This window comes from Brasilonema sennae CENA114 (assembly GCF_006968745.1).
Classification (GTDB): domain Bacteria; phylum Cyanobacteriota; class Cyanobacteriia; order Cyanobacteriales; family Nostocaceae; genus Brasilonema; species Brasilonema sennae.
This window is the reverse complement of the sequence record NZ_CP030118.1, coordinates 3,886,600-3,904,545: the sequence shown is the minus strand read 5'-3', so window position 1 is coordinate 3,904,545 and position 17,946 is coordinate 3,886,600. Positions and strand designations below refer to the sequence as shown.

At 41.7% G+C, this 17,946-nt stretch carries 14 protein-coding genes; 9 read left to right on the top strand and 5 right to left on the bottom strand.

Going from position 1 to position 17,946, the window contains the following annotated elements; genetic code table 11:
• Positions 1-735: 735 nt before the first annotated feature.
• The 9 genes from DP114_RS16595 to DP114_RS16555 all read left to right on the top strand — a co-directional run bounded on the left by DP114_RS16595 (position 736) and on the right by DP114_RS16555 (position 11,476).
• Positions 736-1,050, top strand: a complete 315-nt coding sequence (locus DP114_RS16595) for a PqqD family peptide modification chaperone (RefSeq protein ID WP_169263805.1) — start codon at positions 736-738, stop codon at positions 1,048-1,050.
• Positions 1,034-1,489: a lasso peptide biosynthesis B2 protein gene (locus tag DP114_RS16590; protein WP_171976621.1), complete on the top strand. Its 456-nt coding sequence runs from the start codon at positions 1,034-1,036 to the stop codon at positions 1,487-1,489. The genes DP114_RS16595 and DP114_RS16590 overlap by 17 nt, the downstream gene beginning before the upstream one ends.
• Positions 1,486-3,522, top strand: coding sequence for a lasso peptide isopeptide bond-forming cyclase (locus DP114_RS16585; RefSeq protein WP_171976620.1), 2,037 nt, complete (start codon positions 1,486-1,488; stop codon positions 3,520-3,522). The genes DP114_RS16590 and DP114_RS16585 overlap by 4 nt, the downstream gene beginning before the upstream one ends.
• Positions 3,523-3,625: 103 nt before the next feature.
• Positions 3,626-3,811, top strand: a complete 186-nt coding sequence (locus DP114_RS16580; protein ID WP_171976619.1) for a lasso peptide — start codon at positions 3,626-3,628, stop codon at positions 3,809-3,811.
• 120 nt (positions 3,812-3,931) lie between these two features.
• Positions 3,932-4,903: a serine kinase gene (locus tag DP114_RS16575; RefSeq protein ID WP_246162560.1), complete on the top strand. Its 972-nt coding sequence runs from the start codon at positions 3,932-3,934 to the stop codon at positions 4,901-4,903.
• 99 nt (positions 4,904-5,002) lie between these two features.
• Complete coding sequence (locus DP114_RS16570) at positions 5,003-6,820, top strand: ABC transporter ATP-binding protein (protein WP_171976618.1); 1,818 nt, start codon at positions 5,003-5,005, stop codon at positions 6,818-6,820.
• A 7-nt stretch (positions 6,821-6,827) separates the two neighbouring features.
• Entirely contained in the window at positions 6,828-8,057 is a 1,230-nt protein-coding gene (locus DP114_RS16565; RefSeq protein WP_171976617.1) for a PqqD family peptide modification chaperone, read from the top strand.
• A 91-nt stretch (positions 8,058-8,148) separates the two neighbouring features.
• The gene (locus DP114_RS16560) at positions 8,149-9,273 is read left to right on the top strand and encodes a nucleotidyltransferase domain-containing protein (protein ID WP_246162559.1); all 1,125 of its coding nucleotides are present in this window, start codon (positions 8,149-8,151) and stop codon (positions 9,271-9,273) included.
• A 130-nt stretch (positions 9,274-9,403) separates the two neighbouring features.
• On the top strand, positions 9,404-11,476 hold the full coding sequence (locus DP114_RS16555; protein WP_171976615.1) for a glycoside hydrolase family 55 protein: 2,073 nt from the start codon (positions 9,404-9,406) through the stop codon (positions 11,474-11,476).
• Between the two features lie 62 nt (positions 11,477-11,538).
• Here DP114_RS16555 and DP114_RS16550 read toward each other — a convergent pair whose 3' ends face one another.
• The 5 genes from DP114_RS16550 to DP114_RS16530 all read right to left on the bottom strand — a co-directional run bounded on the left by DP114_RS16550 (position 11,539) and on the right by DP114_RS16530 (position 17,931).
• Positions 11,539-12,597 carry a hypothetical protein gene (locus tag DP114_RS16550; protein WP_246162558.1) on the bottom strand — a complete coding sequence of 353 codons (1,059 nt, stop codon included), beginning with the start codon at positions 12,595-12,597 and terminating at the stop codon, positions 11,539-11,541.
• Positions 12,598-13,024: 427 nt separating this feature from the next.
• Entirely contained in the window at positions 13,025-14,149 is a 1,125-nt protein-coding gene (locus tag DP114_RS16545; RefSeq protein WP_171976613.1) for a glycosyltransferase family 4 protein, read from the bottom strand.
• Positions 14,150-14,181: 32 nt separating this feature from the next.
• Complete coding sequence (locus DP114_RS16540; RefSeq protein WP_171976612.1) at positions 14,182-15,474, bottom strand: glycosyltransferase family 4 protein; 1,293 nt, start codon at positions 15,472-15,474, stop codon at positions 14,182-14,184.
• Positions 15,475-15,559: 85 nt separating this feature from the next.
• On the bottom strand, positions 15,560-16,696 hold the full coding sequence (locus tag DP114_RS16535; RefSeq protein ID WP_171976611.1) for a glycosyltransferase family 4 protein: 1,137 nt from the start codon (positions 16,694-16,696) through the stop codon (positions 15,560-15,562).
• Between the two features lie 50 nt (positions 16,697-16,746).
• Positions 16,747-17,931, bottom strand: a complete 1,185-nt coding sequence (locus DP114_RS16530) for a glycosyltransferase (protein WP_171976610.1) — start codon at positions 17,929-17,931, stop codon at positions 16,747-16,749.
• Positions 17,932-17,946: the final 15 nt, after the last annotated feature.

The window sequence follows — 17,946 nt, the reverse complement described above, 5'->3', positions numbered from 1 at the left end:
GCCATAATTATGTCGGGAAACATACAGTTTTTTTTGAAATAGAGAGACTCTTTTGAGTCATTGCAAAGATTAGATATATCAACTGACACATACTTAACAGTATTGTGTTGTTTTTATGAACTTTCGGAAAAATACTAGCATGTTATTGTAGAAAATATCGTAGAATATCAGGTAAGCATTCGTTGAAATAAGCATATACAAACTTGAGTTCAATTAAGTTTGTTGAAAAAGCCATCTACCACTTCAGATAAAAAATCCAGTTTGTGATCTAGATTATTGCATGTTTTGAGACCAGGGACAATTTATAAGTAGGTAGCCACAAGTAAACCTAACTACGTAACAAAACAAAAAGAGGTCAAAACTATTGCGATTGCGCTTCTATTGCGGGAAGCCCTCTCCGGGGTCTACGTTCCACTCGCAATAATATACTGAAAAAATTTCCCGCTTACCTACTTAACAGTTAAGACTGTGATAGTTTTTATTATCAGAGTAAAGCTTTGGAAACTCAACCAATTGGTATAGTTCGAGTAGTCTAGTAGACAAGTAAAACCCTATAAATAGGATAGAGTTAGTTACTGTGTGTCAATCACTCATCTTGATTATTTCAAGTTGCATAAATTTTTAATAATTAATATACCTCTTGAGAGATTTCCAGTGTATTTACTGATTTGAAAATCAATTTCTAAAAATAACTTTTTGAATAAGATCAAGCATCTAAAGGAAATCCCTGTAATCATGACCTCAAAATCATTGAACTACAAGATCTCAGAGTCGTCGATAGTAGTAGCTGCTGTAGAGCAGATATCGTCAGATCTTGGTGGCGAAGCAGTCATTCTGAATCTCAGATCAGGAGTCTACCACGGACTCAATGAACTAGGAGCAAAGATTTGGAACTTCATTCAGCAACCCAAGGCAGTGAAAGATATTAAACACAAGCTTCTGGAAGAATATGAAGTAGAACCAGAAGTTTGTATGAGAGATATTTTGGCACTGCTGGAAGAATTGAAAGCTGTAGAGCTAGTTAAAGTTAACAATGAAACAGTTGCGTAACTTTCTGAAACTTTCTGGGAGCGATCACTCTCTTTTAGCAATCACCTTTATCTTGCTAGGGGCAATTAGGTTGGGGCTGTTTTTTCTCGCCTTTCGGAATTTACTAAAGCTCTTGCAAAAGATAAATCAGCAAAATATTCGTTTCCCATGTTCGACTCAGAAAAGTCAAATTTCTGTAGGCAAGATTGTTTGGGCTGTTAACGTAGCAACACGCTATACGCCTGGTGGGGCAAAGTGTCTGGCTCGCGCCTTGACGACTCAGTTTCTCATGAACCGCTATCATTACTCGTCTGAATTACGTATAGGTGTTGCTAAAGAACAGGGAGGACAATTAGAGGCTCACGCTTGGATTGAGTATCAGGGATGGGTTGCGATCGGCAATCTTCCTGATCTCTCACGCTTTATCCCAATGCCATCTCTCGAAGGAGTCAAGCTATGAGCGGAATTATGGGAATTTACTGCCTGGATAAGCGCCCTGTAGATCGGGAAGATCTAGGACTAATGGTTGAAGTCTTGGCTCACCGGGGACCTGATGGTGCAGATATCTGGGTTGACGGATCTGTCGGTTTAGGGCACCGGATGCTGTGGACAACACCAGAATCTTTGCTAGAAAAACTGCCATTAGTTAACCAGACAGGTGATTTAGCAATTACTGCAGATTGTCGAATAGATAACCGGGATGAACTTATCCATGTGTTACAATTTGATAAGTGCCCATCCGAAAAAATCACGGATAGCCAGTTAATATTGGCGGCTTACGAAAAATGGGGTGAGTCCTGCCCAGAACATCTTTTAGGAGACTTTGCGTTTGCGATTTGGGATCGGCACAAGCAATCCCTGTTTTGTGCTCGCGATCACATGGGTGTTAAACCCTTTTACTATTACCATCAACCAGGTAAAATCTTTGCTTTTGGTTCTGAAATTAAGGGACTTTTATGCCTGAAGGAAATACCGCATAGGCTAAATGAAGTAAAGGTAGGCGACTATCTGGCATCCATATTTAACGATAAGTCCAGCACATTCTATCAAGATATTTTTCGTCTTCCTCCTGCCAGTTGCATGACGTTGAGCGCCAAGAAAATGCAAATTCGCTCCTACTGGTCACTTGACTATTGCCGTGAGTTGCAATTAGGATCAGATGAGGAATATGCCAAAGCATTACGTGAAATCTTTGCTGAAGCAGTGCTGTGTCGTTTGCGTAGCGCTTTTCCAGTTGGTTCTCATCTTAGTGGTGGGATAGATTCCTCTTCTATTACCTGTATGGCACGGCAATTGCTGATGGAAGAAGAAGAAAATCGCCAATTGCACACTTTCTCCAATATCTTTGATGCAGTTCCTGAATGTGATGAGCGCCCCTTTATTGAGGCTGTTTTGGCTCAGGGGAATATAGTTTCTCATTATGTTCATGCTGATAGGCGGGGTCCTTTATCAGATTTAGATCAAATTTTTCAATATCATGATGGAGCGATTCCTGCACCTACACATTTTTTGGTTTGGGGATTAAATGAAGCAACTCACAAAGAGGGGGTTCGTGTTGTTTTAGATGGCTTTGACGGTGATAATACCTTGTCTCATGGCGAAGCTTATCTGACTGAATTGGTCAGAAAAGGACAATGGTCAACTTTCGCAAAGGAAGTCGATGATTTACACAAGCTTGCTAGTGTTTCACCACGTAAAATTCTTCAATACTATGCTTTTACGTATCTCGAAGAACTGGCACGCTCTGGGAGATGGGTTACTTTTGCCAAACAAATCAATCAGATCCTGCAATACTTTAACGTCTCACGGCGATCGCTTTTCCTGCACCACGGCTTTAAGCCTTTGCTTCCTCAACCAATACGACAGGCTTGGCAATTGCTGCGCGGACACAATCAACCAGCAAATAATGACCGCAACCAAATCGTTAAGCGTAAATTTGCCAAGCATATCAGTCTCAAAAAGCGTATTCAGGTTCTCAAGAATTCACAGTCTAATCAACCCCTTACTGAAAGAGAACAGCATTGGCGGGGTTTGACTTCGGGCGTATTGACACAAGCCCTAGAAGTATCAGATCAGTATTCCGCAGCATTTTCCATTGAGACGCGCCACCCTTTTATGGATAAGCGTTTGATTGAGTTCTGTTTGTCTCTACCACCTGAACAAAAGTTTCGCCAAAGTTGGTCTCGCTTTATTATGCGTCGTGCCATGTCAAATGTTCTACCAGAACAAGTGCAGTGGCGTCGCAGCAAAGGCGATATGAGTTCCAGCTTTTTGTATGGACTATTGGAACATAATCGGGAGCATTTGGATCGAGTGATGCAAAATCATTTACATTCCATCACTGATTATGTGGATGTCAAAGCCCTACGTAAAATCTATGAAGAATTAATATCTATAAAAGACATTAAGTCCTCTGAAAGCGTAACAGACTTACTGTTCTGGCAAGTAGCCATGTTGGCTTTTTGGCTAGATCACACCCAACTCAAACAATAGAATTAGTTGGAAGTATAAATTACGCTCAATCTTTATACGTACTCATATTGAAATTGGGTGCATCTACCCAAATACACAATACTTCACAACAGGATTGAAAACAATGAAAAAAACTTACGAAGCCCCTAGACTTACCAATCACGGTAACGTGAGCGAGATCACAGCTTTTAGCTTTAATTCTAGTGCAAAAGATACCTATTTTGGACCGCCAATGGCTAGTGTTCCTCTTCAAAGTGGTACTGGTTCACTTGATGGTTGTGTCAAAAATAGCAGCGGGCAATGTATCTAAGAAGCAGCTTTAGAGTTCAAGGTATGCTGTAGCATCCTTTACAAGGAATAAGCCAGTCATTAACGCCCTTGCAACTCTAAGTCTTCTTTGTTGAAGCTAGTTTCTCCTAAGGGAATAGCTATGAAGATTCATAGCTATTCCCTTAAATTCTTCCCGAACAACCAAAAAGGTGACTCAAAGGTGTTTGCTTACTCTGCCTATAATCTCTGTATTCATTCAAAATTGGCTTTTCCTGAATTGATGCCCAGTGAACTAATACCAGAAATTACCAGGCAACAGCCAGATGTAGTCATTTCCAAGGGGCAGATCGGTGACTTTGAAAATGAAGCTGCTAATGGTGGCTTAAGGCTAGTAGGGTTTTTAAAGTTAGAAAACTCAACAGTAGGAAGGTTTTTGGTAGAGTTAGGACACAAGATTGTTGTTGAACCAGACCCAGGAATTGATGAGGATTTACTGCGTCCTTTTATTCTCGGACCAGCTATTGCAGTACTGCTCAGGCAACGAGGACTGCTTGTTCTTCACGCCAGTAGCATTGCCGTGAAAGGTGGAGCAATAGCATTTTTAGGTCATTCTGGATGGGGTAAGTCAACGCTAGCCGAAGCATTCCACACTAAAGATTACAGTATCCTCACGGATGATTTGATGGCTGTCAAGATGGATACTGACCAACCCATCGTATTTCCAGGATTTCCCCAGATTAAATTATGGTCTGATGCAGCCACTTCTTTAGGGCATACTCCGGAAAATTTGCCCCTACTACACTCAATGACGGAAAAGCGGGTTCTCCGCTTTTCCGAAGGTTTTTGCCAAAAACTGCTGCCGTTAAAGCGTCTTTACGTGCTCGACAAAGGAACTAAACACACCATTGAACCGTTGCATCCTGCAAATGCTTTCATGGAGTTGGTGCGCTATTCCCGCGCTGTCAATTTATTACAAACTCCAGACTTTACCAAGACACATTTTGAGCAGTGCCAGAAGCTAGTTAAGCAGGTACCTGTGTGCCGACTGCAACGGCAATTTTCTTTAGATGCTCTTCCGGATTTAGTGAAGTTGATAGAGGAAGATATTAAAGAGGGTGTTTACACTAGCTGAACTGTCAAAAATAACTTTTTTCCACAACCTGACTTTAGATTCAACACTAGCAGCGGCTATTTAACCTATTAATATTTTGTTTTTGTAGAAAAATAAACTATGCAAGCAGGCAAAATATTAAAACAAAAACTCCAAAACACATTACGCTTTTTGCCTGCATTGCGCCTAGTTTGGCAAAGCAGTCCCAGTTGGACGATCGCTCGCGTCGTCCTCTTGGTGATCCAAGGCATACTGCCTTTACTAACAATCTATCTCGCTAAACTCATCGTCGATACGGTCGCTGCCAGCCTCAACACAGCTGACAAAGCAGCAGCCTTTGGTCAGGTATTATTCTTAATTGTCCTAGCAGGTGTAGTCACCCTAGTCACTACGCTTTGCACCTCCTTAACAGAACTGGTCAATACCGCCCACTCGCAGCAGGTGAGTGACTATATGCAAGGTATTCTCCAGGCTAAATCAATAGAAGCTGATCTAGAATATTACGAAAATCCCCAATACTACGATACTCTGCAACGTGCTCAACAAGAAGCTCCTTACCGCCCTCCCCAAATCCTGAATCGTTTGGCACAGGTGGGACAAAATAGTATTTCCTTGCTAGCAATGGTTGGCTTACTGTTGTCACTTCATTGGGGAATTGCCTTAATGTTATTTGTTGCTGGTCTCCCCTCTATGCTAGTAAGGGTAAAATACACTCGTGTTTTGTACCGTTGGCAGCGTAAAGTCACACCTCAAGAACGACAGTCGATGTACTTAGCTTGGATGCTGACATCAGACCAGTTCGCTAAAGAAATTCGCTTGTTTAATTTAGGCTCCTACTTCAGTCAATGGTATCTGCGTATCCGACGGCAAATATATAAAGAAAGCCTAGTCATTTTCACCGCACGTTCTCTGGCTAACTTTGCTGCTCAAGCTGTAGCAGCAATTTTAATGTTTGCTGTCCTTGCCTTCATCGTCAATCAAGCTATCCAAGGTGTCCTCAAACTAGGGGATCTGGTCTTGTATTATCAAGCATTGCAACGTGGACAGAACGATATTAAAGGTCTATTGAGTAGTGTGTCTGGTTTGTATGAAGACAACCTATTTCTCGCTAACCTTTATGAATTCCTTGACCTGAAACCCAAATTGGTTGAGCCTTTACATCCTGTGCCTATCCCCCGACCGATGCAAAGTGGCATTGTTTTTAATCATGTCAGTTTCCAATACTCTACCACTACCCGTCAGGCACTTAAGGATATTAACTTGATTATTCGACCAGGGGAAGTCGTAGCATTGGTGGGAGAAAACGGTTCCGGCAAAACTAGCCTCATTAAACTCTTATGCAGATTATACGCTCCAACCTCTGGAAGTATCACTATTGATGGCATTGACCTGGGCCAATTTAAAATTGCAGAATTACGTCAAGAAATTAGCGTGATTTTCCAAGACTATGCTAAGTACCACTTCACAGCTCAAGAAAACATTTGGTTAGGTAACATCGACTTACCACCGCACCGTGAAAGCATAATTGCTGCTGCCCGTCGTTCTGGTGCTGATGATGTTATTACTCATTTACCTCAAGGTTATGACACCATCCTGGGCAAGTTATTTGAGCGAGGAGAAGAACTGAGCATTGGTCAGTGGCAGAAAATAGCATTGGCAAGGGCATTTCTCCGGGACTCTCAAGTGATTGTTTTGGACGAACCTACTAGTGCGATGGATCCCAAGGCTGAATACGAGGTGTTTGAAAAGTTCCGCCAACTGATCAAAAATCAAGCTGCTATCCTGATTAGCCATCGCTTATCAACCGTCAAAATGGCGGATCGTATTTATGTGATGGCAAACGGTTCAATTGTCGAAAGTGGAACTCATGACGAATTGATGCAGTTGGGCGCTACCTATGCCCACTTGTTTGAAACCCAAGCCCAACAATATAGATGAAAACTCTATGTGGCAAGAAACCCTCTCTCAACTTAGTGAAGCAGAATCACCACTTTCTAAGTCATTACCGAAAATCTATAGCATTCCGATTGCTGCCGAAGCCCTAGCTCATTACAGTCGTGAACTCCAAATAGCTGAACCTGCTGAGGCATTGTGTAGGTTAACTCAAGCCATTGCCTGTAGTCCTAGTTGGGCAGAAATGCCTCCAAGCGTATTGATTGCTCGACCGACTCCCGAACCTGTACTTGCGGTGTTGGGCTGCTTTGATGAAGTTGCTAAATTCCGAATTTGGACACAGTTGCAAAGCTTGAATCGGGATCTAGCTCGGATGCGCTATGTTAGCTATGGTCAAGCTGAGCTAGACTGTCAGCGCTTGGCTTATCAGTTAATTGATCGCTTTGGTCATGAGGAACTGAAACGCTTTCACTTCACCGGCATTCCTCGCGGGGGACTGATTGTACTGGGTATGCTGGCTTATTGTTTAGGACTCACGAGTGAGCAATTACAGCCACCGAAATCGCCGGATGTGCCTTGGGTGGTAGTGGATGACTGCGTGTATACAGGATCGCGATTCTACGGCTTTGTGCAATCCCACTCGCAGCAGAAGATGATCTTTGCCCATCTGTACTCTCATCCTGAGTTGCGTTCGCGCATCATAACTTGTGAACCTCACGTCCTTGCTTGTGTGAGTGCACACGATGTTTATGACTACGCACCTGAAGAATTGGGCGATGATTACCAAGCTTGGCAGAAACACTCGCTCTTCAACCTTAGCGGTTTCCGCTATTGGGTTGGAAAAACTGACCATGTGTGTTTCAGTTGGAATGAGCCAGATCGCTTTTTTTGGAACTCTATTACGGAAAAAATCGAAGGTTCCTGGTTGCTTCTTCCAAAAGACGTTTGCTTGAAAAATCAATTTAAGGGTGCTTCCAAGCTTCTGAATGTGCAAATTCAGCCTGGGGCAACCGGATCCCTCAAGCCTGCGGCACAGGTTGTCTTTGGTCAGTATGGGGAGCAAATTGTGATTGGCAACCTTGAAACACAGCAAAGCTTTGGACTAACTGATTTGGCTGCTGATATTTGGTTAGCTATTGTTGAGCACGGCAATTTGGAAGAGGTCATAACAGTGTTATTAAAAATCTACGACATTAATGAAACCACGCTACGCTCTGATGTGGATATTTTTATAGATCAGTTGTACGCCGAGGGTTTGCTAATTAAATTGGATGATCGCTAATTCAAAATTATGCTCCTATCTTTACCCTTAAGCAAGCTTATACGCAAATATTGAAAAGCCAAAAATAAGATACACCTATTACAACTTATTAATGAAAATGCAAACTTTACCAAGACCATATATCAGGAATTTCGAGACAAATATTCGCCCCGAAATAGAGCTACTTCTTTGTTGCGTCCGCCCACAGGTTGATGATGCTATTAGCGAACGCATCAAATCCTTGGTTAAAGAAAACATTGACTGGCAATACTTAATCCAAATAGCACATGGACACGGTGTCATACCCTTAGTGTATACCCGCCTCAATGCTGTCTGCCCAAAAGCTTTGCCCGACTCCGCTTTGAACCAGCTACGTAGTCTTTTCGGTGCGATCGCTGGGCGTAACTTGTTTTTGACTGGAGAACTCATAAAACTCCTAGAACTTTTGAAGGAGCAAGGGATTATAGCAGTACCTTATAAAGGGCCAGTTTTAGCTACCTTAATATACGGTGATGTAGCTCTACGGCAATTCGGTGATTTAGATATTATTGTCGAAGTGCAAGATATTTTTGCAGTCAAGAAATTGCTGCTTGATCAAGGATATCGACCCAATGTTGAAATGACTCATGCAGAAGAAATTGCTTATCTGCAAGCTAAAACTGAGCATACCTATGACTTTATTCACGATGACAAAGGAATTTTTTTAGAAATTCATTGGCGAATTGCACCAAAGTACATCACTCCCATCGAACCTAAACACTTGTGGCAAGACTTGGAACCATTCTCATTGGCTGGCACAACTATATCCTACCTGCCCCTAGAAGACTGGCTACCAATTTTATGCGTACATGGGTCTAGACATATGTGGGAAAGGCTGTCATGGCTGTGCGATATTGCTACACTCCTTCACAAACACCCAGATCTAAATTGGGAAAAAGTCTTCAAACAAGCTAGCACTTTTGGGTGTAGACGGATACTGTTTTTAGGGCTTTTCTTGGCACATGATCTTTTAGGAGTTGTCTTGCCTACAGAAATTTGGCAGCAGGTAAAAGCTGAACCGATGGTAAGTGCGATCGCCCCCCGAGTATACAATCAACTTTTTGATCAAGTCAGGACTTCCGATAGATTTCTGGGTAGAACTCTCTACCATATTCAGGTGAGGGAACGCTTGCAAGATAAAGTTCTTTACATCCAATCTTTCTTCCACTGGTTAATGAGTGGGAATGCCTCAGTTTAATGTGAGTTCAAAGCATCAAACATTATGGCTGATAAATTCTACAAATATAGTGTAGGGGGGTAAGGTATATTCTGATTTATTGTACTAATTAATTTAAAAGCAAAAATAGAAAATAGAAAATTTATAATCGATGAAACGACGATTTTTTTTGCTAAGTGCAGGTACATTAACATTCTCACAACTGCTTGTTAACTGTGCTGAAAACAACCAGGCAACCCCAATTAACCAGTCGCCAAAAGATTCAAGTGGTAAGCGAGAGCTTAATAAGTTTCGCAAGAACTTGAATAATTTTCCTAATGAAAATATTTCTTATCCAGCTGATGCTGGAGTGATTGACGTCATGAAGGACTATGGCGCTCGCGGAGATGGAAGGACAGATGACACTACCGCCATTCAATCTGCTATTAGCGCTGCTGTTGGAACGAAAAGGATAGTATATTTTCCAAAAGGAACATATTTGGTTTCAAATACTATTTCTGCAAAAGATACTAATGGAGTTTGGCGCTGCCGCCTAATTTTACAAGGATACAACAAACAAAATACTATTATAAAATTGAAAGATAATTGTCCCGGTTTTACAGACTCAAAGAACCCAAAAGATGTTCTGCAAACTGGGAGTGATAATCCGATTGCTCAAGACGGTCCTCAGGCAGGAGGAGGTAATCAAGCATTCAATAACTCTGTTTTGAATTTAACTATTGATATTGGAATAGGTAATATTGGTGCAAGAGGGCTAGAGTATCTTGCAAATAATCAAGGAATTTTAGAAAATGTCACTATAAAATCCTCAGATCCTAAAATGTTGGGAGATATAGGACTTGCTATGATTCGCTTTGGTCCTGGTCCATGCTTGATTAAAAATGTCACAATAATTGGATTTAATTACGGAATATATGCTTTTGGGATGGAGTATGGATTGACTTTTGAAAATATCGCAATTGAAGGGCAGCGAGTAGCAGGTATATATAATAATGGACAAGTTATGGCGATCCGCCGATTAATTAGCTACAACGAAGGAACTATTCCAGTCATTAAGCTTGATGGCGCAGGTTTTCTAGTTATGGTAGATTCTGAATTAATTTGTTCAGGAAATACTAAAAATTCAGTTGCTATTGATAGTGTGGGTGATAATTCAGAATTTTTCTTAAGAAATGTAAAAACCTCTGGTTACCGAGTTGTAAGCATAACAAAAAGGAGACAGTCTGAGAAGACAGAAAATCCTATGATCGAGTATTCTTCACTACCTGTCAAACAACTGTTCTCCTCAACTCGAAAAAGCTTGAATCTTCAAGTAAAAGAAACACCAAATTACTACAATAACAACTTTTCAGATTGGGCTTTTGTTGGTCCTCCAACAGGAGGAGATGATACCTCCAATATCCAAGCAGCACTAAATTCTGGTAAACCTGTTGTCTACTTTAAGTCAGGGCTTGGTTATTTTATAAGTACAAAATTAGTGATTCCATCAACAGTCAAGAAAATTGTTGGTATGAAAGCAACTATACTTTTTTCTAAAAACAACACTTACTTTAGAGACAAGAGTAAGCCAAAAGCGCTATGGGAAGTAGTTGATGGTAGTGATTTGTTGGTCATTGAAGCCCTAGATTGCACTATTTTTAATACCAATACTGAAACAGCGGGTTGTTATTTTATGCACAATAAATCCGCTAGAAGTATCGTGCTTAAAAGGATTCCTGCGGGATACGGTGCTTACAAAAATGAAACGCCAGCATCAGGTGTACCACTTGGCGAGCTTTATATAGAGGACTATTCTGGAACTATCAGAATTAACGTTCCTCAAAAAGTTTGGGTGAGACAATTTAACCCAGAGAACTTTGAAGATGGGTACAACGCCAAGGTCACAAACAATGGTGGAGATCTCTGGATTCTTGGTTTCAAAATAGAAGGACCTGGTTCCGCCATTGAAACAAATAATGGTGGTCGCACCGAAGTACTAGGCGGGGAAATATACGCCTCAGGATATGTTCCCCCTGCTGGAAAGGCTTGCTTCCTTGTCAATAATTCTTCTGTCAGCTTTTCTGTTGGCACTTCGGGTGTAAATCAGTATCCAGTAATTGTCAGAGAAACAAGAGGCAAAGTTACTAAGAATTTGAATCATCGTGATTTGCCATCTAGAGGTGGTCCCTCTGTTGCCTTACCATTGTACTCAGGGCAAGTAACGCGAAAAAAAGGGATGAAATAAGTTTGGGCGATCGCTCGCACTCGACTCCCTAATGTCAAGTTTTCTGTCAAATCTACTACTTTCTAGACATTGTTTAAGGGGTGCTGATGTGCTTGTCGAGCCAGCCGCCGCTCATGCCATTGTAGACTAATCAAAATAGCCACAGTAAGGGTTTGACCCGCCTCTTCCATCTGAGTGAAAATCAGACCAAAGACAAACAGAGTCAGCGTCAAAAATTTGCAAAAATCATCCACACAAACACGAGACCATAAGACATAGCCAAGATACAGATAAGCCCCTAGACCTAAAAACCCTAAGTCTCCCCAGACGCCAAGCCAGCTAAATAAAGGCATAAACATTGAAGACTCCTTGGCAAGCCAACTTGCATACACTTTATCCCAGACTTCTATACTCACAGGATGAGTTGTAGCCCCTAGCGGACCTAATAGACTCCAATAATCGCGGAAAAACCACCCTCCTAACCGTCCCACGGTATGACCTGGTCCAAGACCAAACAACCAATTTAAGGGTGACTTATAGTAAGAAACAATCATGGGAACTGCTGCCATTTTAGTCCTAACAGCCTCACCATCAGGACCGTAAAGTTCTGTTCTGCTAAACCAATATTTAAATGCTTCCAAGCCTTCTATTTCTAGGTTTTCCATGCACCAATAAAAACCTATAATAAACAAAGTAAAAATTATTATATACATTAGTGCTTTGCCAAAATCATTGTATTTAAAAAATACCAAAAGCATCCAGGCTACTACAAATACTATTAACACCTGCTTGGAGTCGGAAATTAATAATTGCCAAAACGCAAGGAGTAACAAAAATCCTCGTATCCAAATAGAGACAGTCTTAGCGTTCAGCAAATAATACAAACCAACGGCTAATGAAACGGAGCAAGATACATAATTGCCAGCGCCTGACAAATAAAAAACACCTTGAACAGCGTCCTGGGGAGTGTATTGGGCAACACTAATCTTACCCATATCTATCAGAGGTTTCTGAATTAAAGCTACTAATAGGTTAATTAAGGCAGAACCTAGCAGCCAAGCTCTCAACTTTTGAAAACTTGCTGGCGTTAAGGGTATACAAATTATCGTCAACAGCATCAAAAAAGGCTCACAAAGTATCATGAAATCCAAGAATACATTAATCGCACCTGCCTTATTCAAAAGCGCACTGGTAAGTATGACCCCAAGAAAGATAAAACACGCAGTTATAATTTCCCATGTAGTTGCTATTTGCTTGCTATCCTTGGTTCGGGTCTTGGTTATCGCAACTATGAGAGCAAATGGAACCAACAAAAAATGTGCAAAATTGATGACTTTAGGGACACCTGCTGCACTAATAATACGGGGGTAGAAAATACTTATAAAAGCAATTATTATGAGTGATAAACTAGTAAGGTATACTTGTTTACGTGGTTTCCAAAAATGTTGATTTATAGAGTTTTTTGTATTGATCATTCTTAGGTTTCTATTCTTTCAGAAAAGAACTGCATGAGTATTTTTACTGGTTTATAACGAAAAGTTAACTTATTGCTCACTCTAGTAATTATAATTATATTAATGTGGAATAAAAGTTGATATATTGATATGCGGCATTTGATTTGGAAAAAGAATAATCGGGATATTTATAATCAGAATCAGGCTGAGCTAGGCATTGAATAATAGCTTGTGAAAGATTTTCAACGCTATCGTTTTGTAGTTCAAAATAAGTGCAGTTAGAGGAGCCTATTTCTCTAAAGATAGGAATATCTGAGCAGACTACTTTACATGAAAGATATAGTGCTTCAGCTAGTGGTAGGCAAAAACCCTCTGTAGAAGAAGGCACTACTAATAGTTCACAGTTTTGATATAGCCAACACAGTTCATCATCATCTATTGATGAAAGCATTAGCACGCGCTCTTCTAAAGAAAGTGTACGGATTTGATGACAAATGTTTTCTGTTTCAGGTCCAGAACTACCAACGAGAATCAGCTTAGTTGAATCTTTTAGCTGATTATTTTTTAATAACAGAGAATATGTCTGTATTAAGATATCTAAATTTTTGTTCTTACGATGCTGAGCAACGGCAAGTAAGAAAGGAGTATTAATACTACTTTCTATATTCTTGGGTACTCTTGGTTTAATCTGACTAAAATCTACATAGTTATAAACGACAGTAGTTTTTTTCCGTTGCTCAATGTGGGGGAAATAAATTTTTAGGAATTCTAGTGTTTGTTTGGAAACGCAGGAAAGTCCATCGCTATTGTTGATGCACTGTTTCAAAAATAACTGATTGAAGATAACATTTGGGTAGCCAAAGTTTTCTGGGTATTCATAAGGATATAGGTCATGAATAGTGGTCACGACTGGACAGGGAAAAAGTGAGCGAAGAAATGGAAGTGGAAATGAAAGATGGACGATATTAGAATGGAGTTGTTTGGCGAGTTTTGGTAAACCAAATAAAAACCAGAGATTTCTTGAAACTGAGCTATTTTTAATGTCTACGCTCAGTAAATTAATTTTTTGTGAAGACAGATTAAAAGTTTTTTCAAAGTAATCTTTTTGCCATGCTCCTACAACTAAAGTAACTTTGGTTACTTGGTCGGTATCAACAAGACATTGAGCAAGATTTACAGCGTGTCTGCAAACGCCAGTCGGTTTTGTAGGTCTGTGTAAAGCAGCAATTAGGATATGCATATTAGGGCGTTATTTTTAAAATTTGAATGTACTTAGCGATACGCCTTTGGCGTCTGCGTTCCGCGCAATCGCAATTCAGGCTGCTTCGTTATTTTTTCTTTCTGGGCTACGATTTCTTCATAAACCTCAGCCAAACGTTCTCCCTTAACTTGCCAACTAAAAGCCTCTGTTGTTAACTTCTGTCCGGCTTGACCCATACGTAGGCGTAGTTCTGGGTCTTTAGCGACACTAATCATTGCTTTAGACAAGTCATCGACTGCCTGATCCGGATGATTTGCAGAAATTTTGAAGCCAGTTTCCTCAGTAACCTGCAAAGCTGGTCCTCCCAAGTCCAGACAAATGACCGGACGCCCTGTTGCCATTGCCTCCATACACACCAACCCCCCAGAATCGTGTAAACTGGGATGAACTAGCACATGGCACTCGCCTAGCTTTGCCAAAGTCTCCTCACGGGGTAACTCGCCCCAGAACTTTACCTGTTGAGCAATTCCTAAATCTTGGGCAAGAGTGTGAAGGCGATCGCGTTCCGAACCGTCTCCCAAAATCCAGTACTCGGCATTAGGCAGGTTTGCCTGGGCGAAGGCACGCAGTCCCAGATGAAACCCTTTCCAATGCAACAGTCTACCGATGCTAATAAACCTTACTGGCAAAGCGTCTGGCATCCCGTACTCAGCAAGATTGGCTATTTCTTCCTTCGTCAGCCCTATCGCAGATAAAACCTCCACATTACTGACACCCATTTTGTACAGTCGCTTAGCCGTATCCTCAGTTGTAGCGCTAACGACAGCACTTTTTTTAGCAGTCAGATGCACAAACGGATCAAGTTCCCCTAAAAAGCGAACAAAGTCCCTCATAATTTCGTAAGTCTTTGCACGCCAGCTAAAATCTCGCCAAAACTCTTTTGGCGCAGATTCGCCGCCACCAACAGGTCCCCACACAAAAGGAACTGGCAGCAGTGAAAGAAAGCTAGGATTTGAATACTTGACAAAAGTAACGTGCTGTGCGACTTCAAAGCCGATTTCACGATGTAGACGGCGGGCTACAAAGTATGCTTGGATCTGCCAAAGATAGTAGTGGATTTGCATCGCACCGCTTGACCCCCAGCGCCAGAGGCTACCCAAGATGGGAAGATTGAAATATACGAAGTGTAAGTTAGGCACTGGGTTGCGGGCTAGCTCGGCTTCAATTGCTTCCCCACTTTCGTCAAATCGAGTTAAAACCCAAACTTCGTGATATTTAGCGACTTCCCGAACAACATTCCAGCCCACGCCGCGCTCAGATCCCTTGCCTGGTTCACACGAGTAGGCGGACATCAGAATTTTCATATCTAGAGCGCCTCTTTAAAATAGATTGAACAATGAAAAAATTAAGTTTTACTATAAAAACACTAGTGCAAGATTTTTTTAGCGATTAAGTTTTAGCAACTCCTTTAAATTCCTTACAAGCCTGAACTTTCTCATAAATTTCAGCAATTTGTTCTCCTGCTTTTTCCCAGGTAAACAGTTTAGCTCTTGCAAGTCCTTTGTTGACTAATTCCTGATAGGAATCAGGATGATTGTGAAGATGACACACTGCATCTGCAATTGCTTGATAGTCGTTTGGATCAACTAATACTCCCGCATCTCCTACTACTTCAGGCATGGCTGAAACCTTGGAGGTAATAACTGGAATTCCACAAGCCATTGCCTCTAAAAGGGTTATGCCAAATCCCTCATGGAGTGAAGGTGCTATTAACATATCAGCGGCGTTATAAATTTGAATTAGGGTAGATTTATCTGGCTTGCCTAAGTAGCTGATATGATTTTCTAGCCCTTGAGTTTTGATGAATATTTTTTGTTCATCTGTAAAGTCTGCACCCACTTTCCACAAGTGGATAGACAAGCCTCGCTGCTGCAAAGTTTCTATGACTTTAAGAATGGTAGAGAGATTTTTACGCGGATGATTGGAGCCTACATTTAGTAAACAAACTGTTTCTGGTGAAATTCCATATTTTTGCCGTAAAGACTCAGCTTGTTCTTTGGGTAATGGTTGAAATGCGGCTTCAACTGCATTAGGTATTACAGAAATACGTGCAGGTTCAATATCCATTATTTGAGTCGTATCTTTGGCTGTTGCAGAAGAAACAGCGACGACATGATCGGCGTACTTCATACCTTTGACAGCATGTATCCACATACCACGACTGAGGAAGGGCAGTTCCACTGAACCTTGAAGATTATCGTGAGAGTAAAAGTTGACGAGATCGTGACAGGTGACGACAACAGCTTTATTTTTCTTTTTTAACCAATAAGTGATGTGCGCCTCGCTGGGGTCGATGATATGAAAAATATCTGCAACTTGCTGCTGCACTTGTTGAGGAAAGCGCCAGAAACGTTCGTAGTATTTCCAAACTCTGAGTAACAGAGAACGACTTTTTCTGTCAACAGGTTGCGGTTTGAGATCAACAATCTCCCAGTTTGGTCGGACAGATCGCAGTCCTGAAATTATGTTATCGGCATAGACATCCATGCTAGGTTCAGGCATCATCCGCGCAATCACTACACGCATTGGTAATCTTTTACCCTCAAAACATCATCAAAGCTAGATTTAAGACACTGCTATATGAGCTTTTCATGTCTCATCGCATATGCCGCATTGTTTGGCTCCAGTAATTTTTGCCATAGGTTAAGCAACCGCTCTGCAATCCGTTCGTGCGTGTAATGCTGATACACTCTGGTCATGCCATAGCGTCCAGTTTCTTCGCACCACTGTTGATCGCGGATCATGCGCTCCAATATTGCCGCTAGTCCCTGAGCATCTCCTTCTGGAAAGACTAAATCGGTTCGCCCAATCACGTTGGGAATTTCGCCAGAATTAGAACCAATGACTGGCACACCCATTGCCATTGCTTCAATTAGCACATGACCAAACTGCTCTTTCCAAGTTGGGGAAGTTCGTGAGGGCAAAACTAGGACATCAAATTTGCTGATTTCTTCTGGGGCTTTGTCGTGGGGTACTGCTCCTTGCCAAGTAACTAGATCGGCAATCTGGTGAAGAAGCGCCTCTTGTCTGAGAGTTTCTTCAAAAGAACCAGAGCCACAAAGGATGATTTGGCAGTTGAGTCCTTGCTGTTGGAGTTGGCGGACAGCTGCAAATATGACATCAACGCCTTTTTCAGGTACTAACCGCCCCAGGAAACCAATGTGAAATTTATCTTTGTGCTGGTGCGATGGCGATCGCCTATCCGGAGTAAATAATTGAGTGTCTACTCCCATCTGAGGCATGACTTCCACTAACCCAGTGTAACCCCATTGACGCAGCAACTCCGCTCCATCACGATTGCCAGCAATTATCAGCTTTGCCGTACTCATGACAAATTGGCGCAGCCAACGGCGCGGAAGCGGAAGTTGTCGATCCATGTTTTCCCAACCAAACACGACTAAGGGTGTCTTGGTGAGTCGGCTCCAAATTGCTAGCTCAAGCGCACAAATAGAAAAAACTTCTTCCTCTACCTGTACCACGTCTGGTCGAAAGTCGTTGAGTACTTGCCAAATTTTCCAAGGCGCGTAAATATGAGCGCCGCCTCGACCTGGAAAAAGGACAGGTGCTGAATAAGTTTTGATATTGGGGTAGGGTGTCTCTAGTGGAAGTAGGCGATTCCACTCCAATGCTTTCCAGTTGCTAGGAGCAAGCAAACCGACTTGTGCTTTGCCAGTTCGGGCGAGCGCCTCAAGCTTTCCCTGGTTCACACCAACAACATAGGCGTGGCTGACAAACAGTATGCGTAGGGATGAGCTGGTCATTATAGCTTCTCTCCT